The 24,479-nt window shown below is 70.1% G+C and carries 18 protein-coding genes; 9 read left to right on the top strand and 9 right to left on the bottom strand.

All coding sequences use genetic code 11. The annotated features are described in order from the left end of the window. Position 1: 1 nt before the first annotated feature. Positions 2-682, top strand: a complete 681-nt coding sequence (locus OCU29_RS06705; RefSeq protein WP_261819292.1) for an alpha/beta hydrolase — start codon at positions 2-4, stop codon at positions 680-682. A 100-nt stretch (positions 683-782) separates the two neighbouring features. Here the strand turns inward: OCU29_RS06705 and OCU29_RS06710 are convergent, their stop codons facing one another. Then, positions 783-1,382 (bottom strand): nucleoside/nucleotide kinase family protein, encoded by a 600-nt coding sequence (locus tag OCU29_RS06710; protein WP_261819293.1) that lies wholly within the window; start codon positions 1,380-1,382, stop codon positions 783-785. A gap of 90 nt (positions 1,383-1,472) precedes the next feature. On the opposite strand from OCU29_RS06710, the gene hflX reads away from it, so the two are divergent. Further along, the gene (hflX, locus tag OCU29_RS06715; RefSeq protein WP_370463658.1) at positions 1,473-3,047 is read left to right on the top strand and encodes a GTPase HflX; all 1,575 of its coding nucleotides are present in this window, start codon (positions 1,473-1,475) and stop codon (positions 3,045-3,047) included. Positions 3,048-3,054: 7 nt separating this feature from the next. On the opposite strand, the gene OCU29_RS06720 is transcribed toward hflX, so the two are convergent. Then, positions 3,055-4,515 carry a PhoX family phosphatase gene (locus OCU29_RS06720; RefSeq protein ID WP_261819294.1) on the bottom strand — a complete coding sequence of 487 codons (1,461 nt, stop codon included), beginning with the start codon at positions 4,513-4,515 and terminating at the stop codon, positions 3,055-3,057. A gap of 163 nt (positions 4,516-4,678) precedes the next feature. On the opposite strand from OCU29_RS06720, the gene OCU29_RS06725 reads away from it, so the two are divergent. After that, positions 4,679-5,374 carry an SGNH/GDSL hydrolase family protein gene (locus OCU29_RS06725; RefSeq protein ID WP_261819295.1) on the top strand — a complete coding sequence of 232 codons (696 nt, stop codon included), beginning with the start codon at positions 4,679-4,681 and terminating at the stop codon, positions 5,372-5,374. A 231-nt stretch (positions 5,375-5,605) separates the two neighbouring features. Next, on the top strand, positions 5,606-7,516 hold the full coding sequence (locus OCU29_RS06730) for an ATP-dependent DNA helicase (protein ID WP_261819378.1): 1,911 nt from the start codon (positions 5,606-5,608) through the stop codon (positions 7,514-7,516). 80 nt (positions 7,517-7,596) lie between these two features. Here OCU29_RS06730 and OCU29_RS06735 read toward each other — a convergent pair whose 3' ends face one another. The 3 genes from OCU29_RS06735 to lexA form a co-directional block, all read right to left on the bottom strand. Beyond that, positions 7,597-8,916, bottom strand: coding sequence for an alkaline phosphatase family protein (locus OCU29_RS06735; protein ID WP_261819296.1), 1,320 nt, complete (start codon positions 8,914-8,916; stop codon positions 7,597-7,599). Further along, on the bottom strand, positions 8,916-10,667 hold the full coding sequence (locus OCU29_RS06740) for an alkaline phosphatase (protein ID WP_261819297.1): 1,752 nt from the start codon (positions 10,665-10,667) through the stop codon (positions 8,916-8,918). The genes OCU29_RS06735 and OCU29_RS06740 overlap by 1 nt, the downstream gene beginning before the upstream one ends. Before the next feature lie 101 nt (positions 10,668-10,768). After that, positions 10,769-11,503: a transcriptional repressor LexA gene (gene lexA / locus OCU29_RS06745; protein WP_179615454.1), complete on the bottom strand. Its 735-nt coding sequence runs from the start codon at positions 11,501-11,503 to the stop codon at positions 10,769-10,771. Positions 11,504-11,838: 335 nt separating this feature from the next. Between lexA and OCU29_RS06750 the strand changes: the two genes are divergently transcribed. Both OCU29_RS06750 and OCU29_RS06755 read left to right on the top strand, forming a co-directional pair. After that, positions 11,839-12,210: a LysM peptidoglycan-binding domain-containing protein gene (locus tag OCU29_RS06750; RefSeq protein ID WP_261819298.1), complete on the top strand. Its 372-nt coding sequence runs from the start codon at positions 11,839-11,841 to the stop codon at positions 12,208-12,210. A 185-nt stretch (positions 12,211-12,395) separates the two neighbouring features. Continuing rightward, the gene (locus OCU29_RS06755) at positions 12,396-13,223 is read left to right on the top strand and encodes a methyltransferase domain-containing protein (RefSeq protein ID WP_261819299.1); all 828 of its coding nucleotides are present in this window, start codon (positions 12,396-12,398) and stop codon (positions 13,221-13,223) included. Here the strand turns inward: OCU29_RS06755 and OCU29_RS06760 are convergent. Beyond that, positions 13,147-13,551 (bottom strand): hypothetical protein, encoded by a 405-nt coding sequence (locus OCU29_RS06760; protein WP_261819300.1) that lies wholly within the window; start codon positions 13,549-13,551, stop codon positions 13,147-13,149. The two genes, OCU29_RS06755 and OCU29_RS06760, sit on opposite strands and share 77 nt — an antisense overlap. Positions 13,552-13,919: 368 nt before the next feature. On the opposite strand from OCU29_RS06760, the gene nrdR reads away from it, so the two are divergent. From nrdR to OCU29_RS06775, 3 genes are all read left to right on the top strand, one after another. Continuing rightward, on the top strand, positions 13,920-14,399 hold the full coding sequence (gene nrdR / locus OCU29_RS06765; RefSeq protein WP_179615458.1) for a transcriptional regulator NrdR: 480 nt from the start codon (positions 13,920-13,922) through the stop codon (positions 14,397-14,399). Between the two features lie 190 nt (positions 14,400-14,589). Continuing rightward, a complete protein-coding gene (locus tag OCU29_RS06770) occupies positions 14,590-17,532 on the top strand; it encodes a vitamin B12-dependent ribonucleotide reductase (protein WP_261819301.1) in 2,943 nt (980 codons plus the stop codon). A gap of 382 nt (positions 17,533-17,914) precedes the next feature. Continuing rightward, positions 17,915-18,757, top strand: a complete 843-nt coding sequence (locus OCU29_RS06775) for an LAGLIDADG family homing endonuclease (RefSeq protein ID WP_261819302.1) — start codon at positions 17,915-17,917, stop codon at positions 18,755-18,757. Positions 18,758-18,812: 55 nt separating this feature from the next. Here OCU29_RS06775 and OCU29_RS06780 read toward each other — a convergent pair whose 3' ends face one another. From OCU29_RS06780 to OCU29_RS06790, 3 genes are all read right to left on the bottom strand, one after another. Then, positions 18,813-20,621, bottom strand: a complete 1,809-nt coding sequence (locus OCU29_RS06780; protein WP_261819379.1) for a DUF2075 domain-containing protein — start codon at positions 20,619-20,621, stop codon at positions 18,813-18,815. Positions 20,622-20,893: 272 nt separating this feature from the next. Continuing rightward, positions 20,894-21,265 (bottom strand): PH domain-containing protein, encoded by a 372-nt coding sequence (locus OCU29_RS06785; protein ID WP_261819303.1) that lies wholly within the window; start codon positions 21,263-21,265, stop codon positions 20,894-20,896. An 8-nt stretch (positions 21,266-21,273) separates the two neighbouring features. Beyond that, on the bottom strand, positions 21,274-24,360 hold the full coding sequence (locus OCU29_RS06790) for a DUF3427 domain-containing protein (RefSeq protein WP_261819304.1): 3,087 nt from the start codon (positions 24,358-24,360) through the stop codon (positions 21,274-21,276). Between the last annotated feature and the right edge of the window lie 119 nt (positions 24,361-24,479).

Consider the following 24,479-nt stretch of genomic DNA (forward strand, 5'->3'; position numbering starts at 1 on the left):
CGTGGACCTCGCCCCTCGCCTCCTCGACACCGCCACCCCCGACGACCCGCGCGCCGTCGTGCTGGTGCTGCACGGCGGCGCCGACCGCCAGGACAGCCCCGGGGTCAGCCCCACCCAGCTCTCGGTGCTGCGGATGATCCCCACCGCCAAGGCGGTCGCGCGGGCCGGGCGCGGCGAGCTGGCCGTGCACCGCGTGCTCAACACCCGCCGCGGCTGGGACACCCACACCACCCCGGTCGACGACGTTGCCTGGGCACTGGAGCAGGTGCGCGAGCGGTACGGCGACCGCCCGGTCGGCCTCGTCGGGCACTCGCTCGGTGGTCGGGCCGCCCTGCTCGCCGGTGGGCTCGACTGCGTGCGCTCGGTCGTGGCGCTCAACCCGTGGGTCTACCCGACCGACGGCGTCCCGATGCCGGGGCGCAGCGTGCTGGTCGTGCACGGCATGCGCGACCGCATCGCCCCGCCCGGCCGCGCCGAGACCGTCGCGCGGCGCATCGCCGCGCACACCGGGGTGGGCTTCATCCGCATCCCCGACGGCAAGCACGCGATGCTGCGCCACGGCCGCTCCTTCGACTCGTACGCCGCCCAGTTCAGCGCCGCCAGCCTCCTGGGGCCCGACGGGGTCGAGGTCTCCGAGCCGGTCGCCGCGGTGCTGGCCGGCGAGCCCTGGGTCACCGCCTGACGCCGACCCGGCCCGTTCGAACCGGCCGGCTCGCGGTGAACTGGCGCCGGCTCGGCGGTGAAGTGGCGCCGGCTCGGCGGTGAAGTGGCGCCGGCTCGCGTCAGGGGGTGAGGTCGAGGACCAGGTCGGCGCGCTCGGCCGCGGCCTCGACGAGCGCGGCGTTGGGCTCGTCGACGCGGGCGACCCAGGCGCGGGCCTCGTCGGGGGACTTGCCGTGGGCGACGTGGCGGGCCAGCAGCCGCTCGAGGCGCACGTCGGTGTCGACGTGCACGTGCCACACCGTGTCGAGCAGGGCGCGCACCGCGCGCCAGCGGGGCTCGTCGAGGAGCAGGTAGTTGCCCTCGGTGACGACCTGGTCGGCCGTCCCCGGCACCGGCAGCGCGCCGGCGAGGGGCTGCTCGAGGTCGCGCTCGAAGGCCGGCGCCATCACCAGCTCCTCGCGCTCGCGCACCCGCCGCAGCAGGGCGGCGTACCCCTCGGCGTCGAAGGTCTCGGGCGCGCCCTTGCGGTCGAGCAGCCCGCGGCGGCGCAGCTCGACGTCGGCGAGGTGGAAGCCGTCCATCGGCACCACCGCGGCGCCGGTGTGCTCGGCCAGCCAGGCCGCGACGGTCGACTTGCCGGCCCCGGGGGCGCCGGTGAGGCCGAGCAGCCGGCCGCGGGGCAGGTGCTCGAGCGCGGCGAGGACGTCGGGGCTGGGCACGCCCTCCATCGTGGCACGTGGCGGCGTCCCGGGTGTGCCGGGATGAAAGTCGTTCGTGGTCGCGTTGGAACAGACATACCCTGGAGGCATATGACGAACGCACCTGACTTCTCCCTCGACGACGAGCTCGAGGCCACCGCGGCGTGGGACGCCGACGACTTCGAGTCCGGCTACGCCGACGATGACGACCGGGCCGACGACCGGGCCGACGAGCCCGCCGTCGACCTCGACGCCCCCGACCCCGAGGACGACGACCCCACGGTCGGCGCCATGGAGCTCGCCGAGCGCCACCAGCTGCGCCGCGTGGCCAGCCTGCGCACCGAGCTCGAGGACATCACCGAGGTCGAGTACCGCCAGCTGCGCCTCGAGCGGGTCGTGCTGGTCGGCGTGTGGACCGAGGGCAGCGTGCAGGACGCCGAGAACTCGATGGCCGAGCTCGCCCTGCTCGCCGAGACCGCCGGCTCCGAGGTGCTCGAGGCGCTCTTCCAGCGCCGCCAGAAGCCCGACCCGGCCACCTACATCGGCCGCGGCAAGGTCGAGGGCCTGGCCGAGATCGTGGCCGCGACCGGCGCCGACACCGTCATCTGCGACGGCGAGCTCGCGCCGAGCCAGCTGCGCAACCTCGAGGACAAGATCAAGGTCAAGGTCGTCGACCGGACCGCGCTGATCCTCGACATCTTCGCCCAGCACGCCAAGTCGCGCGAGGGCCAGGCCCAGGTCGAGCTGGCCCAGCTCTCCTACATGAAGCAGCGCCTGCGCGGCTGGGGCGGCAACCTGTCGCGCCAGGCCGGTGGCCGCGTCGCCGGCGGTGCCGGCATCGGTGGCCGTGGCCCCGGTGAGACCAAGATCGAGACCGACCGCCGCCGCATCAACACCAAGATCGCCAAGCTGCGCGCCGACCTGAAGCAGATGAAGGTCACCCGCGACGCCAAGCGCTCGGGCCGCGCCCGCAACGAGATCCCCTCGGTGGCGATCGCCGGCTACACCAACGCCGGCAAGTCCAGCCTGCTCAACCGGCTGACCAGCGCCGGGGTGCTGGTCGAGGACAGCCTGTTCGCGACGCTCGACCCCACCACGCGTCGTACGACGACCGCGGACGGGCGGGTCTACACGATGAGCGACACCGTCGGGTTCGTCCGCCACCTGCCCCACCAGCTGGTCGAGGCGTTCCGCTCGACGCTGGAGGAGGTCGCTGCGGCCGACCTGATCCTGCACGTGGTCGACGGCTCGCACCCCGACCCCGAGGGCCAGCTGAGCGCGGTGCGCGAGGTGCTCGCCGAGGTCGACGCCGCCAAGATCCCCGAGCTCGTGGTCATCAACAAGGCCGACGCCGCCGACCCGCTGGTGCTGGCGCGCCTGCAGGCCCGCGAGCCGCACTCGGTGGTCGTCTCGGCCAGGACCGGCGAGGGCATCGCCGCGGCGCTGGCGGTCATCGAGTCCGAGCTGCCGCGCCCGTCGGTGGAGTTCGAGGTGCTGCTGCCCTACAGCCGTGGCGACCTGGTCAACCGGCTGCACCAGGAGGGCGAGATCGACACGCTCGAGCACACCGCCGACGGCTCCCTGGTGCGCGGGCGCGCCAACGAGTCGCTGGCCGGCGAGCTCGCGGCCTACGCCGTGCTGCCCAGCGCCGTGGCGCCCAGCGTCGAGGGTGGCTCCCCGTCCTGAGCCCGGCCTAGACCCCGATCCGGCCCCAGGGGCCCCAGATCGCGAACGTCATGCCCTTGCTGGACTGGATGTTGACGTAGAGCGTGCGGCCGTCGGGGCTGAAGGTCGAGCCGGCGAACTCGTCGCCGAACCGCTCGGCCCCGCTGCTGCTGCGCAGCCGGTTGAGCGCGATGTCCCAGATCTTGCCGCGCCGGGTCAGCCCGCGCAGGTAGTTGTCGCCGCTGGAGTCCTCGCAGACCACCAGGGTGCCGCGCTTGGACGTCGTGACGTTGTCGGGCAGGTCGAGCACCATCGGGCCGGGTGACTGGAAGACGCAGCGCAGCTGCTGGCGCCGGGTGTCGTAGGCCCACACCTGGCCCGAGCCGTTGCCGTAGCCGGAGGGCCCCTCGGTGCCGGGCATCGCCGCCCCGCCGCCCTGGGTGGAGGTGAAGTAGACGACGCCGCGGTCGTAGACCTGGCCCTCGAGCCGCGAGAAGTACGCCGCCCCCTGCGCCCAGCCCTGGCTGGCCACGTGGGTCAGCGCGGTGGCCTGCTCGGTGGGCGCCGGCTCGCCGGGGGTGTGGTCGTACTCGACGTCGGGCTGGGCGATGTCGACCCACTCCACGTCGTAGGTCGCGCCCTGCTCCTGGTGCGCCTCGAGGTGGGCGTTGTCGACGCCCTTGACCTTCAGCATCTGCAGTCGGCCGCCGTCGCGCAGCTCGCCGACCTCCATGGGGTGCGCGGGCGGGCGGTAGCGGTAGAAGCCCGAGGCGAAACCGAAGTCGTCCTCGGTGAGGTAGAGGTGGCCCTTGCGGGGGTCGAAGGAGACCGCCTCGTGGGCGAAGCGCCCGGCCGAGCGGATCGGCTCGCGGTTCGACTGGCCCCGGCCCGGCTGGTGGCTGACCGGCACCTCGAAGACGTAGCCGTGCCGCTTCTTCAGCGGCACGTTGGAGGTGCCGGTGAAGTCGGCCTCGACGTCGGGGCCGTTGACGGTCTCCTCGCAGGTGATCCACGCGCCCCACGGCATCTGCCCGCCCGAGCAGTTCATCATCGTGCCGTTGAGGCTGGTGAACGAGCCGAGCACCCCGCCGCGGCGGTTGACCTGCACCGTGGTGGTGCCGCCGCCGGCCATCTCGTCGTACGGCGTGCCGGGGCCGAAGGCGGGCTGGGGGTTGTTGACCTCGTGGTTGCGCACCAGGAGCGTGGTGCCGCGGGGGCCCTTGAAGGCGCCCATGCCGTCGTGGCGCCCGGGCAGCGCGGTGCCGTCGGTGAGCACGACGGGGCCCTCGGTGTCGTGGAACGAGCGGTACTTGAAGCCGCGGGGCAGGTGCAGGCGCACGGTGCCGTCGCGCAGGTCGCGCACGGGCACCAGCTCCTGCTGGCGGGGTGGGCGCCCCGCCTCGGCGGGCATCGTGACCAGCCCGGCGAAGGGGCCGACGGCGGCGCCGGCGGCGCTGGTGCGGAGCAGGGTGCGACGGTCGAGCGACATGCGGAGACTCCTGGTTCCGAGAGGCGGGACGGGCGTCCAACGTAATCCAGGTCACACCCGCTGACCACCCCGTCTGCACCGGCGCGTAACGATCCCCGCACGGGCCGGTCACGACCTGCGCCGAACCGCTGCGCGGGCCCGTGTGCGCGCGCACGATGGGGGTGTGCTCGGACCACTGGCGGTGCCGCGGCGGCGCACCCTCGGGGTGGGCCTGGCCGCGCTGCTCGTCGCGCTCGCGGTCGTCGTCGTGGTGCTGGCCCCCGAGCGGGCCACCGGCTCGTACGCCGAGCGCTGCGACCGCTTCGCCGCCGACTCGAGCGCCCGCGCGGGCCTGGTGACCGGTTCCGGCGAGCCGGTGCTGGTGATCGGTGACTCGTGGAGCGCCGGGCTGGGCCTGGCCGACCCGGGCGCCTCGTGGCCGGTGCGGCTGCCCGGTCGCGTGCACGTGGCCGGCTTCTCCGGCTCGGGCTTCTCGGCGCGGGCCTCGGGCTGCAGCGCCGTCTCCTTCGCCGCCCGCGCGCCCGCAGCCCTGGCCGGCCTGCCGGCCGACGCCCTGGTCGTTGTGGAGGGCGGCCTCAACGACTGGGACCGCAGCGACGCCGAGGTCACCGCCGGGTTCGACGACCTGCTGGCGGTGCTCGAGGGGCGCCGCGTGGTCGTCGTCGGGCCGGCGAGCGCGCCGTCGCGGGCGGCGTACGTCGCCCGGGTCGACGCGCTGCTCGCGGAGCTGGCGGCGGGCCACGGCGTCACCTACCTCTCGGCGCTCGACGTCGAGCTGGGTTACCTCGACGACCGGCTGCACCTGACCCCCGCCGGGCACACCGCGTTCGGCGACTGGGTGGCGGCGCGCCTCGGGTGAGCGGCCGCCGTGACCCGCGGCACCCGCCCTCCACAGCCTCGGGGCGGGCCGCTGGGGAGCGTCGGTGGGCGCGGCTAGGGTGCTCGGGTGCCTGAGACAGCCGACGCCGCCGCGACGACCGACGACGCCACGCCGCCGCTGCTCAGCGACGCCCCCGTCGGCGCGGTGACGACCCTGCTCGGCGAGGCCGTGCAGGCCCTGGGCGGGGCCGAGCGGGCCGGGCAGGTGCAGATGGCCGAGGCGGTCGCGCGCGCGTTCGTGGAGGAGGAGCACCTGCTGGTGCAGGCCGGCACCGGCACCGGCAAGTCGCTGGCCTACCTGGTGCCCTCGCTGCTGCACCGCGAGCGGGTGGTGGTCGCGACCGCCACCCTGGCGCTGCAGCACCAGCTGGTCGAGCGCGACATCCCGCGGCTGATGGCGGCGGTCAAGGGCTCGCGGGCCGGCAAGGACGTCGACACCTCCTTCGCGGTGCTCAAGGGCCGCTCCAACTACGCCTGCCTGCACCGGGTGCGCGAGGGCGTGCCCGACGACCAGGGCGCGCTGGTGCAGCTGCCCGAGGGGTCGATGGGCCAGAAGGTCCTCGAGCTGCGCGAGTGGGCCGAGAAGGAGGCCGAGGGCGGCGGGTCGGGCGAGCGCGACGGCGCCCCGCGCCACACCGACCGCGAGTGGCGCCAGGTCAGCGTCAGCCACCGCGACTGCCTCGGCGCCGCGCGCTGCCCCTTCGGCCAGGAGTGCTTCGCCGAGCTGGCCAAGGAGAAGGCGCACCGCTCCCACGTCATCGTCACCAACCACTCGCTGCTCGCGATCGACGCGATCGAGGGGGTGCCGATGATCCCCGAGTACGACGCCGTGGTGATCGACGAGGCCCACGAGCTGACCGCGCGGGTCACCCAGGCCGCCACCGACGAGCTGTCGGCGCTCGACGTCGAGCGTGCCGCGAAGCGCTCGGGGCGCCACGTCGACGGCTCCGAGGCCGACGACCTGGCCGACGCCGCCGACGCGCTGCGCGACGCGATGGCCGAGTGCGACGCCGGCCGGTTCGAGCGGCTCCCGGTGCACCTGGGCGACGCGCTGCAGCTGGTGCGCGACGCGGCCCGCGCGTGCGTGTCGGCGTACCCCAAGGACAACCCGAAGGACGGCGAGGCCGATCCGGGCAAGCAGCAGGCCAAGGGCATGGTCCAGGACGTCTTCGTGGTCGCCGAGCGGATGGCCGCCGACCTGGAGTCCGACGTGCTGTGGCTGGGCGAGGCCCGCGAGCGGATGCCGGCGCGGCTCTACGTCGCGCCGCTGGCCGTGTGGGGCCCGATGCGCGACAAGCTGCTGAGCGAGAAGACGGTGGTGCTGACCTCGGCCACGCTGATGCTCGGTGGCGACTTCGCCTCGGTGGCCACCAGCGTCGGCCTCAAGCCGACCGAGCGGGTCGGGGTGGGTCGCGAGATCGCGCCCGGCGACGGGGTGCTGCCCTGGCGCGGCCTCGACGTCGGCAGCCCCTTCGACTACGGCCAGCAGTCGATCCTCTACGTCGCCCGCCACCTGCCGCAGCCGGGTCGTGACGGGCTGGGCAAGGCCCAGCTCGACGAGATCGTCGAGCTGGTCGACGCCGCCGACGGCCGGGCGCTGGGGCTGTTCTCCTCGCGGCGGGCCGCCGAGGCCGCGGCCGAGGCGGTGCGCGAGCGGCTGCCGCACCTGACGATCCTGGCCCAGGGCGACGCGCAGCTGCCCGAGCTGGCCAAGCAGTTCGTCGAGGACCCGCACACGGTGCTCTTCGGCACCTTGAGCCTGTGGCAGGGCCTCGACGTGCCCGGCGACACCTGCCAGCTGGTGCTCATCGACCGCATCCCCTTCCCGCGGCCCGACGACCCGCTGATGAGCGCGCGGCAGAAGGCGGCAGACAAGGCCGGCGGCAACGGGTTCATGCAGGTCGCGGCCACCCACGCCGCGCTGCTGATGGCCCAGGGCGCCGGCCGGCTGATCCGCACCACCTCCGACCGCGGCGTCGTCGCGGTGCTCGACCCGCGCCTGGCCACCGCCCGCTACGGCTCGTTCCTCAAGGCCAGCCTGCCGCCGATGTGGACCACCACCGACCCGGCGGTGGTCCGCAAGGCGCTGGCCCGCCTGGCCGCCTCCGCGAAGGACGCCTGAGCGCCCCCGCGGCGCCGCGGGACGTCATACGGGCGGGACGTCATCGAGCCGACGGCTCGTATGACGTCCCGCGCCCGCGCCTAGAGCCGCGGCTTCCCGTCGTACCCGCCCCGGGGCGGCTTGAGCCCGAAGAACGCCCCGACGGTGGGGGCGACGTCGGTGGTGCGGGCGTGGCGCGGCGAGACCTTGCCGGGGGTGACCGCGCGGTGCCCGCCGCCGATGAAGAACGGGATCGCGCGGGTGGCGGGGTGGCCGTGGTTGCCGGGGATCGGGTTGGAGTAGACGTCGGGGTCGCTGAAGCGCCAGCCGGCCTGGCAGAAGACCACGACGTCGCCGGACTCGGGGCCCAGGCGCAGCCAGTCGGCGCGGCGGTCCCAGGCCTTCAGCACCCCGGGCACGTCGGAGGCGATGCGGCGGATGCGGCGCACGGCCTTGTCGCGCTCGGAGCGCGGGCCGGTGAAGTAGACCAGGTCGGCGCCGCCGTTGTCGGCGATCACGAACCGGTCGGCCAGGAACGGGTCCTCCGAGAGCGGTCCCTGCAGCGAGACGATCCGGTCGGGGTAGGACCAGTCCATCGAGTGGTCGGCCAGCACGATGACGATCGAGTGCTCCCAGCGCCCCGAGCTCTTCAGCTCGGCCACGAAGTCGCCGACGAGCCGGTCGGTGTTGACCAGCGCCAGCTTGCGCGCGGCCTCGAGCGTGGTGGGCCCGGTGAGGTCGGTGTGTCCGAGCCGGTCGACGTCGCCGAGGTTGACGAAGACCAGGTGGGGGTCGAGCTCGCCGATCATGTCGAGGGTGGCGCGCATCGTGAAGTCGTCGGGGGCGTGCCCCGAGATCGGGACGATCGGGAACGGCTCCCAGCGGTGCGTGGCCCGCTCGCCGAAGATCCCGTAGAGGTACTCCTTGCTCAGCACCGTGCCGGTGGTCAACCCGCGCCTGTTGAGCCGCTCGATGACGGTGGGGAAGCGCAGGTCGGAGGGCTGGTCGAGGGTGCGGATCTCGCCCAGCGCCCGGTCGTAGACCGCGTTGGCCGGCACGCCGCTGCGGTCGGGGCGCACCCCGGTCATCATCATCGTGTGGTTGGGGATGGTCTCCATCACCGGCATCGAGGTGGCCCGCGGGTGGTGCACCCCGCCCTCGCGCAGCGCGAGCAGGTTCGGCGTCAGCCCGCTGTCGATCTCCTCGGGCCGGCAGCCGTCGACGACCAGCACGTAGGCCCGCTTGCGGGTCGAGGCCCGCGCCGCGAGCGCCGCCGGCTCGAGCCCGGCCACGGTCGAGAACGCCAGGCCCGAGGCCGCCGCGGTCAGGACCGTGCGCCGACCGGCGCGGATCTCACCGAGGCCGCGGGCGAAGGGGGCGGGGCCGGCCGCGTCGCAGTGGCCGCTCGTCGGGTCGCACATCAGCGGTCTCCTACGGGGGTGCTCACGCGCTGCACCGTGCCGGTGCCGGCCAGGGTGCGGAACGACGCGTCGTGGGTGGCGGTGGTCTGCTGGTCGTCGCGGGCCCCGATGACGTACCAGTCCATCTGGGTGCGCTCGGCGGTGATGTCGAGCACCGAGAAGCCGTGGTCGTCGAAGTTCAGGTACTTGATGTGGCGGTTGTTGGCCTTGATCGCGGTCTCCACCAGCGGCGTCAGCGCCGGCTGGCCGGTGATGTCCTTGAGGTTGTTGGAGGTCACCGAGGAGCACACGAACTCCACGCCCACCGAGTCGCCGAGCAGCGGGTAGAGCGAGGTGTCCATCGGCAGGTCGCAGGCCCACCCCGAGTGGATGTCGCCGGTCACGAAGACCACGTCCTTGACCTGGTGGTCGTCGATGTGGCGGAAGACCTCGCGGCGGTCGGCGGTGTAGCCGTCCCACTGGTCGACGTTGTACGGCGAGCCGTCCTGGGGCAGCAGCCCGGTGACGTCGTTGACCGGGTCGACGAGCTCGTTGGGCAGATCGGCGAAGGTGACCGGGGCGATCATCACCGGGTTGCCGACGACCTTCCACTGCGGGGCGTGGTTGCCGCGGGTCAGGGAGTCCTTGAGCCACTCCATCTGCCGGTTGCCGGTGATCGAGCGCGCCGGGTCGTTGACCTCGGCGTCCACCAGCGGGGTCGCGACCTGCTGGGACCGGTAGGTGCGCAGGTCGAGCATGCTGACCTCGGCCAGGTCGCCGAAGCGCAGGCGGCGGTAGAGCCGGGCGCCGTCGCCCAGCGAGGCGGTGCCGTCCATACGCACCGGCATCCACTCGTCGTACGCGCGGTGGGCGCGGGCGCGCCGCTTGAGGTAGTCGCCCTCGGAGTCGTCGTGGTTCTCGGCGTTCTTCCTCCACTGGTCGTTGGTGACCTCGTGGTCGTCCCAGGTCACGATCCAGGCGTACCGGGCGTGCAGGGCCTGCAGGTCGGGGTCGGTCTTGTACTGCGCGTGCCGGCGGCGGTAGTCGGAGAGCGAGACCATCTCGCGCGCGGGGTCGTGCGGGCGGATGTCGACGTTGTCCTGGCCCATGCCGTACTGGCCGGGTGCGTACTCGTAGAGGTAGTCGCCCAGGTGCAGCACCGCGTGCAGGTCGTCGCGCTCGGCGAGCAGCCGGTAGGCGCTGAACCAGCCGGCCTGCAGGTTGGCGCAGGACACCACGCCGAAGCGCAGGTTGTCGGGCGTGGCGCGCTTGGCCGGGGCGGTGCGGGTGGTGCCGACCGGGCTGCGCTGGCCGCGCGCGGTGAAGCGGTAGTGGTAGACGGTCTCGGGCTGCAGGCCCGTCACGTCGAGCTTGACGGTGTGGTCGCGCGCGGCGCTGGTGACGAAGCGGCCACGGCGCACGACGTTGCGGAAGCGGCGGTCGGTGGCGACCTCCCAGCGCACGCCCACCCGCGGGCCCTTGCCCGAGCCGGGGGTGGCGGCCCTGGTGGGGGTGACCCGGGTCCAGATCAGCACCGCGCGCGGCAGCGGGTCGCCGGAGGCCACGCCGTGGGCGAAGACGTCGTGGCGGGCCTTCGCAGCGACCGCGTGCGGGCTCGCGAGCACGCCGGCGCCGGTGATGGCGGCGCCGCCGGCCCCGACGGCACTGGCGGCCAGGACCGTACGGCGTCCGAGGGCGGCGAGGCGGGCCCGCTCGGCGTCGGCGGGGCGCACGGCGTCAGCGGCGGTGGTGGGGGTCAGTGGTGGGGTCACGCCTCATCCAACGACACACCGCCGTCCACGTGACGTGGACGGCGGTGTGAGCACCGTCTGTTCACCGTCGGTTCGGTCTCCCGACGGGCGGGTGCGGGGCCTCAGAGGCTGCGCAGCACCGCGGTGACGACCCCGAGGATCGAGGCGTGGGTGCCGTCGATCGGCTCGTAGGCGTCGTTGTGGGGCAGCAGCCAGACCTTGCCGTCCTTGCGCTGGAAGGTCTTGACGGTGGCCTCCTCGCCGATCAGGGCGGCGACGATCTGGCCGTTGCTGGCGGTCTGCTCCTGGCGGATCACCACGTAGTCGCCGTCGCAGATCGCGGCGTCGATCATCGAGTCGCCGGAGACCTCGAGCAGGAAGAGCTGGCCGTCGCCGACCAGCTGCTGGGGCAGCGGGAAGACGGCCTCGACCCGCTCCTCGGCCAGGATCGGGCCACCGGCGGCGATCCGGCCCACGACCGGCACGTAGGAGGCCTGCGGCATGGTGTTGCCGATGTCGGTCTCGTCGACCGAGCTGTCGTCGGCCGAGGAGATCGCCTTGCGGCGCGCCATCAGCTCGGGCAGGAAGACCTCGAGGGCGCGCGGGCGGTGGGGGTCGCGCTTGAGGAAGCCCTTCTCCTCGAGCACCTTGAGCTGGTGGGAGACGCTGGAGGTGCTGGTCAGGCCGACGGCCTGGCCGATCTCGCGCATGCTCGGCGGGTAGCCGCGGGTCTCGATGGCCTCCTTGATGCACGCGAGGACCTTGATCTGGCGCGGCGTCAGGCCGGTCGCGTCGGGAGGGCCGTCGGGCAGCTCCGCGACCCCGCGCTTGCGGGGGCCGCTGTTCTTGGTGGCCATCGTGTGCCTTTCGTGCGCGAGGCCCGAGCCGGGGAGTCCGCTCGGATGGGTCGTGGACCCACGCTATCGCCGCGCGGGCCCGACTTCAAACATCTGTTCGAAGGGCGTGTCGCGCTCGTGGAGGCGGCGACGGGCTGCTCCGGAGTGACGTCGGGGATCTCGAACAATTGTTCGCTGCACCCCTTGCGCGGCTCGAACACCTGATCTAGTCTCGCTCATGTGTTCGATCGAACACCTGGTCGAAGCAGGATCTCGACCGGGACTGTCGGTGGCTGTCCGTAGACATCTCCCTGACCGAGCACGACGACGACCACCCCCTTCCCCAGGAGGTCCCGATGAGCACCATGACCCTCACCGCCGCCCCGGCCCCGATCCGCCTCGGCGCCGTCCGCGCCACCCGCCGTACGACGCCGGGCTCGCTGCGGCTGACCCGCCGCGGCCGGCTCGCTGTGCTGGCCGCGGGCCTGCTGCTCGTCGCCCTGGTGGGCGTCGTGCTGGCCGGCGTCTCCGTTGCCACCAGCGAGAGCGGCACCGCCCCGGCGACCGAGACGATCACCGTCGGCGTCGGCGACACGCTGTGGGCCATCGCCGCCGAGCGCGCCGAGTCCGGCGACGTGCGCGAGGTCATCGAGCGCATCCAGCAGCTGAACTCCCTCGACGGTGGCCTGGTGGTCACCGGCCAGCGCCTGGTCGTCCCGGCCGGCTGAGGAACGGCCCGCGACCGCGCTGCGGTCCGGGCACGGCGGCCCCTGCGGCCGCCCACAGATTTCGTCGGTCGCCTCGACCCCGGCCGGCGAAACCAGGGGAAAGACGAGGGGCGGGCCCGCAGTGGGCCCGCCCCTCGCGCTGTGTCGGGCCCTGTCTTCCGCGTCCGGTGCGGGAGGCTGTCGTGGTGAGCGACGACGTCTTCGAGAGCAGGCTGGCCCAGCGGCAGGCGTGGTGCGAGGCGCCCTGGGGCCGCCTGCGGTTCGCGGTGGTGCGCGAGACGCTGCGCCGCCAGGTCGAGGCGCTGGAGGCCGACCTCGGGCAGCCGCGGGCGCTGCGGGTCCTCGACGTCGGCGGGGGCGACGGCCGCGACGCCCTGGGCCTGGCCGTCGCCGGCCACCACGTCACGGTCCTCGACCCGGCGCCCTCCTGGCTCGCCGAGGCCCGCCGCCGCGCCGAGTCCGCGCGGGTGGGGGAGCGGGTGGTGACCCTCGAGGGCTCGATCGACGACCTGAGCGGGGCCGGCGGCGGGTTCGACCTGGTGCTGTGCCACAACGTGCTGCACTACCGCCCGGCCGAGACCGGCGCGGCCGACGTACGACGTCTGGCGCAGGCGGCGCGGCCGGGCGGCCGGGTCTCGGTGATGGCGCCGAACCCCGCGGCGCGGGTGATCGGGCGGCTGGTGCGCGAAGGGCCGGAGGCGGCGCTCGACGAGCTCGGCCGCGACGACATGGAGTCGGCCACCTTCACCACGACCGCGCGGGCGGTGGCCCGCGACGAGGTCGAGGAGCAGCTGGTGGCGGCCGGGCTCGAGGTGGTGGGCCGCTACGCCGCCCGGGTCGCCAACGACTACGTCGCCGACGACGGCCTCAAGGTCGACCCCGACTTCTACGCGGTGCTGGAGCGCCTCGAGCTCGCGCTGTGCGACCGGGAGCCGTTCATCTCTCTCGGGGCGCTGTGGCAGCTCGTCGCCGCCCGCCCGGTGGGGGAGCCGGGGCCGCGGGGTCGCGGGTGAGGCCGAGCGCCCGGCCCAGGCGCGCGACGAGCATCAGGCCCACGAAGAGGCAGGCCACGGCCCCGACGGAGGCGAGGGCCAGGAAGAACCAGGCGGCCGACTCCCCACCGCGGGCCTGGGTGCCAAAGTCGATCGCGGCGTAGACCAGGTACCCCCAGGCGACCACCGCGGCGGTGACGGCCAGGGCCAGGCCGAGCAGCCGCGGCTGGAACGAGCGCTCCGGGCGGGCCGCACGGCGCGAACCGGCCCGCTTGCCGGCGGTGGCGGGAGCCGGAGTCGGCGCGCCGGCCACCTGCTCGTCCACCTGGCCGCCCGCCTCGCCGCTCACAGCGTCATTGTGTCCGACCGCACCCAGCCCCGGCGACCGGGTGTCGATACCGGTGCCGGCATCCGGCAGCCCCTCCGGCGCCGCTCGGCGCCACCCCTTCGGGGCGGTCCCGGTGCGCTGACCTGCAGCGATGCATCGAGTGTGATCTGGGTCGCAGGAAATTTTCGGGACGGCTTGCGCGGCTCGTGGTCCCGGGCGTACGGTTCCACTACATCTAGTAGTTACACCGCTGTAGTTATCCACATCTAGTTCACAGATGGATGCGGGATGGTGCACAGGTGACCGGTTGTTCTCCACAGGGAGAGCAACGATATCCACACCCAGCAGCCCTCGCGGGGGCTGCGCGGCGCGCCCGAGAGGAGGACCCGATGCACTGCCCGTTCTGCCGTGCCACCGACACCCGGGTCCTCGACTCGCGGGTCTCCGAGGACGGCGGCTCGATCCGCCGCCGGCGTACCTGCTCGGCCTGCTCGAAGCGGTTCACCACCGTCGAGCAGATGCAGCTGAGCGTCGTGAAGCGCTCGGGGGCCAGCGAGCCCTTCGTGCGCGAGAAGGCCGTGGCCGGCGTGCGCAAGGCGTGCAAGGGCCGACCGGTCACCGAGGACCAGCTGGCCTGCCTGGGCCAGGTCGTCGAGGACACCCTGCGCGGCGCGGGAGCCGCCGAGCTGCCGGCCCACGAGGTCGGCCTGGCCATCCTGGGCCCGCTGCGCGAGCTCGACGAGGTGGCCTACCTGCGCTTCGCCAGCGTCTACCGCCAGTTCGCCTCCGCGGCCGACTTCGAGGACGAGATCGCCATGCTCCGCGCCGAGCGCCTGACGCTCGACACCGAGCCCCAGCCCACGGGCTGACACAGACCGCCCGGCAGGTAGTGGGGAAGCTGCCTGCCGGGCGCACCACCTCTTCCCTCACCGCATCACCCGGTGTCACGTCCGATGTCGGTGGTCGCAGCGACCATCGGGACGGGCGCCGACACAGCACCCCCCAGCAGCAGACCGCACCAACCAGCACCCCTTAGACCGGGACACAGAGGAGCACGGCATGACCGAGACGGTGAGCGGCGCAGGAGCCGACGCAGCGACCAAGGGCCAGGGCAAGGGCCTGACGATGGAGCGCGTCTTCAGCACCGAGGGGGTGCACCCCTACGACGAGCTGACCTGGGAGAGCCGCGACGTCGTCCAGACCAACTGGAAGACCGGCGCCACCGTCTTCGAGCAGCGCGGCGTGGAGTTCCCCGCCACCTGGTCGGTCAACGCCTCGACCATCGTCACCACCAAGTACTTCCGCGGCGCGGTCGGCACCGACGCCCGCGAGCGCAGCCTCAAGCAGCTCATCAACCGCGTGGTCGAGCAGTACGTCAAGGGCGGCGTCGAGCACGGCTACTTCGCCACCAAGGCCGACGCCGAGGTCTTCGAGCACGAGCTGACCTGGCTGCTGGTCAACCAGTACTTCTCCTTCAACTCCCCGGTCTGGTTCAACGTCGGCACGCCCTCGCCGCAGCAGGTCTCGGCCTGCTTCATTCTCTCGGTCGACGACTCGATGGACTCGATCCTCAACTGGTACAAGGAGGAGGGCTTCATCTTCAAGGGCGGCTCCGGTGCCGGCCTGAACCTCTCGCGCATCCGCTCCTCCAAGGAGCTGCTCTCCTCCGGCGGCACCGCCTCGGGCCCGGTCTCGTTCATGCGCGGCGCCGACGCCTCGGCCGGCACCATCAAGTCGGGCGGCGCGACGCGCCGTGCGGCCAAGATGGTCGTGCTCGACGTCGACCACCCCGACATCGAGGAGTTCGTGGCCACCAAGGCGCGCGAGGAGGACAAGATCCGCGCGCTGCGCGACGCCGGCTTCGACATGGACCTGGGCGGCGAGGACATCACCTCGGTGCAGTACCAGAACGCCAACAACTCGGTCCGCGTCTCCGACGAGTTCATGCGTGCCGTCGAGGAGGGCACCGAGTTCGGGCTGCGCTCGCGCGGCACCGGTGAGGTCATCGAGACCGTCGACGCCCGCGAGCTGTTCCGCAAGATCTCCACCGCCGCGTGGGAGTGCGCCGACCCGGGCCTGCAGTACGACGACACCATCAACGACTGGCACACCAACCCCGAGACGGGTCGCATCACCGCGTCGAACCCGTGCTCGGAGTACATGAGCCTCGACAACTCCTCGTGCAACCTGGCGTCGCTGAACCTGCTGAAGTTCCTCAAGGACGATGACACCTTCGACGCCGAGCTGTTCGCGAAGGCCGTCGAGGTGATCATCACCGCGATGGACATCTCCATCTGCTTCGCCGACTTCCCGACCGAGCCGATCGGCCAGACCACCCGCGACTACCGCCAGCTCGGCATCGGCTACGCCAACCTCGGCGCGCTGCTGATGGCGATGGGCCTGGGCTACGACTCCGACGGCGGCCGCTCGATGGCTGCGACCATCACCTCGCTGATGACCGGTGTCTCCTACAAGCGCTCGGCCGAGCTGGCCGGCGTGGTGGGCCCCTACACCGGCTACGCCCGCAACGCCGACGCCCACAAGCGCGTGATGCGCAAGCACCAGGCTGCCAACGACACCGTGCGCACCCTGCACATCGCCGACTCGCAGGTGCACAAGCTGGCCACCGCCGCGTGGGCCGACGTGCAGAAGCTCGGCGAGACCAACGGCTTCCGCAACGCGCAGGCCTCGGTGCTCGCGCCCACCGGCACCATCGGCTTCATGATGGATTGCGACACCACCGGCATCGAGCCCGACTTCTCGCTGGTGAAGTTCAAGAAGCTCGTCGGCGGCGGCTCGATGCAGATCGTCAACCAGACCATCCCGCGGGCGCTGAAGAAGATGGGCTACCAGCCCGAGTCGATCGAGGCGATCGTCGCCCACATTGCCGAGCACGGCCACGTGATCGACGCCCCCGGGCTCAAGACCGAGCACTACGAGGTCTTCGACACCGCCATGGGCGCCCGCGCCCTGGCGCCGATGGGCCACGTGCGGATGATGGCGGCCTGCCAGCCGTTCCTCAGCGGGGCGATCAGCAAGACCTGCAACCTCCCCGAGGATGCCACGGTCGAAGAGGTCGAGGACATCTACTTCCAGTCCTGGAAGCTCGGTCTGAAAGCGACCGCCATTTATAGAGATAACTGCAAGGTCGGACAGCCGATGTCGACCGGCAAGGGCGAGAACAAGGGCACGGACTCCAACAAGACGGCGGACGCCCCGGCGGAGACCAAGGTCGTGGAGAAGGTTGTCTACGCCCCGACCCGCAAGCGCCTGCCGAAGTCGCGGGTCTCGCGCACCACGTCGTTCACCGTGGGTGGCGCCGAGGGCTACATGACCTCCGGTGCCCACGAGGACGGCCAGCTCGGAGAGATCTTCCTCAAGCTCGGCAAGCAGGGCTCGACCCTGGCCGGCGTGATGGACGCCTTCTCGATCGCGGTCAGCATCGGCCTGCAGTACGGCGTCCCGCTGGAGACCTACGTCTCGAAGTTCACCAACCTGCGCTTCGAGCCCGCCGGTCTCACCGACGACGCCGACGTGCGGATGGCGCAGTCGATCATGGACTACATCTTCCGTCGCCTGGCCCTGGACTACCTGCCCTTCGAGGAGCGCGAGGCCCTCTCGATCTACTCGGCCGACGAGCGCCAGCGCTACCTCGAGACCGGCTCCTACGAGCCCGTCGAGGAGACCGGCGGTGCCGCCGAGCTGGTCGACACCCCTTCTGTGGGGCGCGACGGGGGCTCCTCCGTTGGTCGAGCAGCGAGCGAAGCGAGCGTCGTCGAGACCGCCGAGGTTGTTGAGACCCACGACACCGAGGGCAGCAACCAGCGCGAAGTCCCGGCCCAGCGCGACACCTCCGGTGCCCACACCTCGGCCGAGTTGATGGAGAAGATCACTGGCACCGCCGTCGACTCCCCGCTCTGCTTCACCTGCGGCACCAAGATGCGCCCCGCTGGCTCCTGCTACGTCTGCGAGGGCTGCGGCAGCACCTCCGGTTGCAGCTGATCCGTAGCGCCCATCAAACGGCCCCGACGTCTCCGGACGTCGGGGCCGTTTCGTCGCACGTACATGTCGGTGGCCGCTGATAGGAAGAACGTGTCCATGAGAGCCCAGGGTCGGGGTTGGAGCAATCGCGATGGCGCACCCATGCGAAGTCAGCCTGCAAGTGCGCGGCCGTGCCCATAGGGTGATGCAAGGCGAGGAGCTCGTGCTCGCATCAGCAGCCGGGCTAGTACCGCCCGCACTGGTCCAGGCTGCCGACCTACGGCCTGGGGACTTTGTTGGTCTCGCGTACGGCGGCGCGTGGGCGGCGACCGCCGCGGCGCTGCCCTTGCCGGACACTTCGCCGCGAACGGGGTCCGAGAAGGCCATCTTCGTACCAGATCGCATGACCGACGAGCTTGCGTTTCTCCTCGGTGCGTATCTATCCGAAGGGCATACCACTCGGAGCAACTGGTCAGTCATCCTCACCAACTCGGTTGAGGAGGTCCTCTTGCGTGCTCAAGAAGCTTGGTGGTCGGTCTTCGGCTTGAGTTCGCGCCTCACGCGTCAGCGTGACCGGTGCCCCGGACTTGTGGTCTCTAGCAGGCGGCTCGTCCTCTTCCTCGATTCTCTCGGATGCGGCAGTCGCGCGCGCAATAAGGTCGTGCCGGGTCCGATCCTTAATGGCACCCGCGAACACGCCCTCCTGTTCTTACAGGGAGCTGCCTTGGATGCGTACACCACCCACACGTCGGCCGGTAAGTGGGCGATCTGCTTGGAGAGCCGCGCGGCGATAGATGGACTGCAGGAACTGGTGACCCATCTCGGCATCGTCAGTGCCCAGATCCCCAAACTGAACAGGCAAAGGGGCAAGACTTACTACGAGCTCTACGCGCCGGGTGCTTGGGGTCAAGAGTTGTCTGCGCTGGCGCCCTTCCTGGAGCCGGACAAAGCGATCCGAGCAGCTGCCTATCGGCGGGTTCGATACCGGACCAAAGAGACCGATGTGGTTCCAGGAGCCCATGGGCCAACTCTGTACCGGCTGCTAGCGGCTGGCACCTCAGGCCGTTACGGCCGCGGATCAGGGCGCCAGCGATTCCGGCACCTGCTCGACCCACGGACCGCTCGTGTGAGTCGAAGTAGCGTGATGGCGGTGAGAGACGCCGGGGGCGAACTGCCTAGCTGGCTGACCACGATCCTCGACCAGCAGATCCGTTTCGCTCCGGTGACCAGCATTACTGTTCGTTGAGTCAACTCCGCTTCGCTTGTGACGACGAGCGCGCGGAACCCGAAGGACTAGAGGCTTAGAGGTCCGTTCCACTTGCCCCGCCTTGCCCTTGTATTAATCCTTTCAAGAGGGCTTGCGTCTCGGTGTCCGTCGACATGACGGTGCTGCCACGGAGGCCGCGGGTGAGGAGGACCTTGTATGTATTGCGTATCGCACTGTCGAATTCCGTGTATGAGCCGCGTTTGACCTGTCGGTCGTGACTGCGCTCAGGTTGTGCGACCCATTGGCCTGATCGCCACACTAGATCGGGACCCATGATGACCCCGCTGTAGTCGTACTCGAAGCCTTGAGCCGTGTAGATGCATCCAACCTGGTCGAATCCGGCCGGATCGGTGGCCCAGAAAGGCCTGCCCGGCGCTTCGCCGATCTTTGTGTCCTTGGGGTTATTCCAAGGGCGCTCCCAGGCGCCGATCTTGATGTCGGGAAATAGAAAGTCGGCTTTCGGTTTGCTCCAGTCCCAGCAGTATCCCGCTGAGATCCGAGCAGAGTATCCGTCGGCAATCTTCGACCCCAGGCGGGCCTCCATGGCTTCGGCGGAGTCAACCGCGTCAAGGTCGAAGGACTCGGCGCCAGCCCACGTCATCGGGCCGCCGGGGGCGAGGCCGAGGAGTCTCAGCACCCACTCTTCGTAAGCCCGGCTTCCGCCAAGGCGAAACTGGTCGTTGAGGTCGACCCGAATGATCTCGCAATGAAGTCGTTCAGCTGCTGCCGCTATTTCAGAGACGCTGCCGCGTTCCCCAGGTTTAACAACTTGGTGTTCGTCGAGTAAGAAAACGGATACACGCGCCGCGTCGATAAGGTCCTCGACCTGTGGCCGCCCTGAGCGCTTGGCGGCAGGCGTCCACCTGTTCGTGGACGTCTCACGGATGCGGTGGGCCTCGTCGTTGATGAGAACTTCCAAGCCGTTAGGCTCGGAGTCGATAAAGTTGTTGTAGTAGCTAAATAGTGCCTGGACTCGAGGGGCTCTAGCACCTGCTACTTTTCGGAGGGTCTGGGTGAAGGCGGATGAGCCGGTCGCGTGCAGCACTGTGCGACCTTGCCTGGAGAGTTCGCCAAGCAGGCTGAGAGCGATGACGCTCTTTCCTGAGCCGGGTCCGCCCGTGACGATGACGACATGCTTGGTACTGGCGCGCCTAGCCCGCTCGACGGACCTCAGGACTAGCGAATAGGCCACCTGCTGCTGATCTATGAGTACGAACTGCTCGCGCTCCCTAATCTCTCTTGCCGCGAGGTCCATCAGTTGTTTGCTCGGCCTAATTGCGGCGCTCAGTAGCTCATCGGCCGCGCTGGCTCCGGACGCAGGCGCAAGCGAGTGTCGAAGTAAGGACAGGAAGTCGGCACGGCGCTGGCCAGTGAACATGCGGCGAGTGGAGGTTTGGGGATACGCCCATAGCCCAGCTATGCCTTCATCGGTTGCGTTATGGAGGTACGCGACTCCAGTCAGGCGACGGGTGGACCCACCAAGTGCAGCGTTGAAGTCCGCTATGTAGTCACAGTAGGCGCCGACTTGTGCGGCCGGGTGCAGCCGCTGGCCACGACCATCGTCAAGGACAACATCGTCCGTCCCATCGACCGGGTACGCCCGACTCCATTGCTTGAGCTCGACGACCACGAACGAAGACTCGGCCGTTCGTGGGTGCAGCCCGCACAAGACCGCATCTACCCGCCGACTGCTCAGTGGAAGGCGGTACTCGAGCAGCATCTCGACCTGTTCCAGTCCCGCGTCGTGCAGGTCGTTCGTGAGCGCAGTCAAACTGCGTTCCCACGATGAAATTTCCGCGGGGGAGGGGCGGAAGCCGTATTGATGGCTGAACTGGTCGACCATGGTGGACACCAGTGTGCTGCTGGCGATCCGCGAACGAACGCCGGCAGCGGAGTCCCGAATGAGGGGCACGACAACTCCAGGAAGGCATGACTGACTTCCCGTGCGGGTGGAGGCTTGTCGAAAATGACTCGCGCTGTCGGGCCGAACGGATTACCCACGCATGCTAGCCACCGAAGCCTGTCTTAGAGACTAGGAGGATCGCTGTGTCGACAAGGTTGCCTACGCGCAGCCGCGCAGCCAAGTGCTGCGGTGTCGGAGAGGCGGGCAGGCATTCAGCTGCGTTGCAGTACTGCCCAGGCGATGAGGCTGTCGAGGCGCCGGACGTCTGCGCCCTTGCTGAGTTTGATCTTGATGTGGCCAGCCCGCGTCCACAGCTCGATTTCAGAGTTGAAGTCGAGTCGCCCGGCGTTTTCAGACGACCACATGTTGATGGCGCTGTAGGGCAACGAGTAGATCTCCACCTTCTTTCCGGTGATGCCCTGAGCGTCGCGAACGATGAGGCGCTTGGTCGTGAAGACGGCGCTGTCGCGGAAGGTTTTGAAGGCGGCGACGGCTTCTTCCCCAGCGACCAAGAGAGGTGTCACGTCCTGCGGAATAGGGATCTCCTGTGCCAGGGGCCAGGCCGTGATCGGGGCTGTTTCCATTTTCTCTCCTAGTTTGCGATGAGGCGGGCCGAGGCCAAGAACTCGGCAGGCATGGGGTGCTGCAGCGACCAGGTGATGGCGATCGGGCGGTCACCGGTGTGCCCGGCGTACGACACCGGGCCGAGGAAGAGGTAGGGCGAGGTGCCGAATTCGTCCTTTTGGTCGTGTCGCACGAACAGCAGCACAGTGCTGCTGCCGTTCAAATAGCGCTGGCCGGTGGGGGAGGAGACCGATGTGGTCGACTGCGACTCCCAGTGGAAGGTCTTAGCGTCGATCGGGTAGTCGCGATACATCGTGGTCGGAGAGAAGTCCGACTCCGACTTCTTCAGTGTTACGAACAGCATGTCGACGTTGAGGTCGGGGGAGTAGGCGACACCCTGCATGACACTGGTCGGCTTGCGACTCAACGATGCATAGTCCAACCCGGCCAGGATTTCCTCGCGCTGGTAGCGGCCATGAATGCGCAGCGGCACCTGGCTCAGTTCGCCCTCGAGCTCCACGGTCTGGTGTCGGGCGGCGTCGAAGGACAGGTCCACGATGGCACTCGCCTCACCGACCACGTGGGTGAGCGCTCGCGCCTGGCGGAGCCCCTCGTCGTACGAGCCTGGGGCGCCGCTGGGGTAAAGCGAGAAGAACAGCATGCGTGCCAGCCGCTGCTCGCCCGGTGACAGTGCGCCTACAGCGCCGACATCACCACCCAGCAATCGCTGGTAGGTCGCGGCCCGGAGAGGATCGTCGACGTGGGCGAGCGCCCGCATCCGCTTCAATAGCTCACTCTCGCCCGGCTCCGGCTGTCCAGAGATGAGATTGGCGTCGCGCTGCAAGGTGGTCCAGGACTTAGACCCAGCCTTCAGGACATCAGACAGTTCGAGGCCTGACTCGTCGAGGAAGGTGGCAAGGTCGTGCTCGGGGTGACGTCGCAGTTCGGCGACGATGTCCCTCCAACGGTTGGCGACCTGGCCGCGGATGTTGTCAAGCACGATCTGTTGGGCCTGGCGATCCATGACGATCTGGCAGCCCGACGGCAGCAGGGGGAAGCCGCGTTCCACCTCGCGCTCGAGACCCTTCCTCGTCTGCCCCGTCAGCGCGCGCAACTTGAGATCGAAGCGAAACTCCTGGCGGTGATAGCCGACGAAGTCGAGGACGGTCAGCACAGCCTTGTCCTTCGTGCGCCGCAGCCCCCGACCCAATTGTTGTAAGAAGATCGTGGCGCTTTCGGTGGGGCGCAGAAACAGCACAGTGTCGACGTCAGGGATGTCGATGCCCTCGTTGAAGACGTCGACGGTGAAGACCGTCTGGAGGCGGCCGTCGCGAAGATCCTGCAGAGTCCGCTCACGCTCGGTCTGAGGCGTGGCGCCGCTGACCGTCGCGGCACGAACTCCGGCCTCGTTGAAGGCGGTCGTCATGAACTCTGCGTGTGCAACGCTGACGCAGAAGCCGAGGGCCCGCATGACGGCCGGGTCAGAGACCTTGTCTCGTAGCTGTCGTAGGACCAGCGCCGCCCGAGCCGTGTTGCCGGTGTAGACGTTCCCCAACTCAGAGTCGTCGTACCGACCGTGTTTCCAGCCCACCCGCCGTAGGTCGGTGCCGTCGGCCACCGCGAAGTAGTGGAACGGGCACAGCAAATCGGCACCCAGCGCGTCCCACAGGCGCAGCTCGGCTGCGATGCGGCCGTCGAAGAATGCGCGTACGTCGACCCCGTCGGCTCGCTCGGGAGTCGCGGTCAGCCCCAGTAGTTCCCTCGGGGTGAGGTGCTCGATGAGACGCCGATAGCTGGCGGCCTCTGCATGGTGGAACTCGTCGATGACCACCACGTCGAACGCATCGCTGGGGATGGCGGCCACACCATGCGAGGAGAGGGACTGGATGCTGGCGAAGACGTGCCGCCCGCGCTCGGGCCGAATGCCGCCGACGTACAGCTCGCCGAACGTGGCGTCGGTCAACACTTCGCGATACGTCCGCAGCGCCTGATCGAGAATTTCTCGGCGGTGCGCGACGAAGAGCAGCGACGGCCTGTCGGTGCCATGACACAGCCGCCGATAGTCCAGGGCGGCGATCACGGTCTTGCCCGTGCCGGTGGCGGCGACCACCAGGTTGCGGTGCCGGTCGTGGACCTCGCGTTCGGCGTGGACCGCGTCGAGCATCTGCTGCTGGTAGGCGAAGGGCCGGACTTCGAGGCCGGACAGGTTGATGGTCACCCTGCTGTGCTCCGCGCGCCCGGACGCCTCGTTGAGGGCATCGTCGAGTCGGTCGGCATCGCGAGCGGGGTCGTAGACCTCGAAGCTGGCGTCGTTCCAGTAGGTGTCGAAGGTGGCCCGGAACTTGTCGATCAGCGGCCCGGTCCCGGTGGTCGAGAGCCGCACGTTCCACTCCACGCCGTCGAGCAATGCCGCTCGCGACAGGTTCGAGGAGCCCACGTATGCCGTGTCGAATCCCGTCTCTCGGCGAAACATCCATGCCTTGGCGTGCAGTCGCGTCCGCGCGGCGTCGTACTGGATGCGGACCTCGGCGCCGAAGTCGTTGACCAGGCGGTCAAGAGCTCGCCGCTCGGTCGCTCCCATGTACGTCGTCGTCAATACCCGGAACGGTGCCCCGCGATCGCGCAGGCGCGACAGCTCGGTCTCGAGCAGCCGGAGGCCATGCCACTTCACGAAGGCGCACAACAGATCGACCTCGTTGCTGCTCTCGATCTCCGCGCGCAGCTCGGAACCGAGATTGGGCTCGCCTCTGGTGTTCGTGAGGAGGGCTGGCTCGCTCAACGGAGTGCTGGGTCGGACGTCGGGAAGTCCGGGAGTGTCCAGAGGTCCCGATCGGTGGATCCGGCGCAGCTGTCTGGTCGGCGCCGACACTTCCGCGTCGTGCGCGTGGAGCACCGCCAGCAGGTCGTTGACCATCGCCACGCGGCGACCGGGGTCGGAGGTGGCCGACAGGGCGCGGTGGGTCGCCTGCTGCACGTGGCGAGCCAGAATGTGCGGCTGATGTGCGGCGTCGATGTCCTCGACTGTCGCCGCCTCGCCGATGAGACTCAGCGTTCGCTCGAGTTCGCTGCTGACCAGTGCCTCGTAGAGACCATCAGGCAAGGGGTTGCGTGTCATCACGGACAGCTTCCCTGAGTAAAGGCCTCCTGTCTTCCGATGTGCGGGTTCATCCGCAGCGTCGTCCTGGCGGAACTTGCCGCACTCCCAATGCACCAATCTATACAAACTTAGGTTAC

Source organism: Nocardioides sp. OK12, assembly GCF_024341885.1.
Classification (GTDB): Bacteria; Actinomycetota; Actinomycetes; order Propionibacteriales; family Nocardioidaceae; genus Nocardioides; species Nocardioides marinisabuli.

Bases quoted from the DNA above. Each gene is read 5' to 3' on its own strand.
- hflX (WP_370463658.1), top strand. From the start codon at position 1,473: ATGACGAACGCACCTGACTTCTCCCTCGACGACGAGCTCGAGGCCACC.
- OCU29_RS06720 (WP_261819294.1), bottom strand. From the start codon at position 4,515: ATGTCGCTCGACCGTCGCACCCTGCTCCGCACCAGCGCCGCCGGCGCC.
- OCU29_RS06730 (WP_261819378.1), top strand. From the start codon at position 5,606: ATGGCCGAGGCGGTCGCGCGCGCGTTCGTGGAGGAGGAGCACCTGCTG.
- OCU29_RS06735 (WP_261819296.1), bottom strand. From the start codon at position 8,916: ATGTGCGACCCGACGAGCGGCCACTGCGACGCGGCCGGCCCCGCCCCC.
- lexA (WP_179615454.1), bottom strand. From the start codon at position 11,503: ATGGCCACCAAGAACAGCGGCCCCCGCAAGCGCGGGGTCGCGGAGCTG.
- OCU29_RS06750 (WP_261819298.1), top strand. From the start codon at position 11,839: ATGAGCACCATGACCCTCACCGCCGCCCCGGCCCCGATCCGCCTCGGC.
- nrdR (WP_179615458.1), top strand. From the start codon at position 13,920: ATGCACTGCCCGTTCTGCCGTGCCACCGACACCCGGGTCCTCGACTCG.
- OCU29_RS06770 (WP_261819301.1), top strand. From the start codon at position 14,590: ATGACCGAGACGGTGAGCGGCGCAGGAGCCGACGCAGCGACCAAGGGC.
- OCU29_RS06775 (WP_261819302.1), top strand. From the start codon at position 17,915: ATGACCGACGAGCTTGCGTTTCTCCTCGGTGCGTATCTATCCGAAGGG.
- OCU29_RS06780 (WP_261819379.1), bottom strand. From the start codon at position 20,621: ATGGTCGACCAGTTCAGCCATCAATACGGCTTCCGCCCCTCCCCCGCG.
- OCU29_RS06785 (WP_261819303.1), bottom strand. From the start codon at position 21,265: ATGGAAACAGCCCCGATCACGGCCTGGCCCCTGGCACAGGAGATCCCT.
- OCU29_RS06790 (WP_261819304.1), bottom strand. From the start codon at position 24,360: ATGACACGCAACCCCTTGCCTGATGGTCTCTACGAGGCACTGGTCAGC.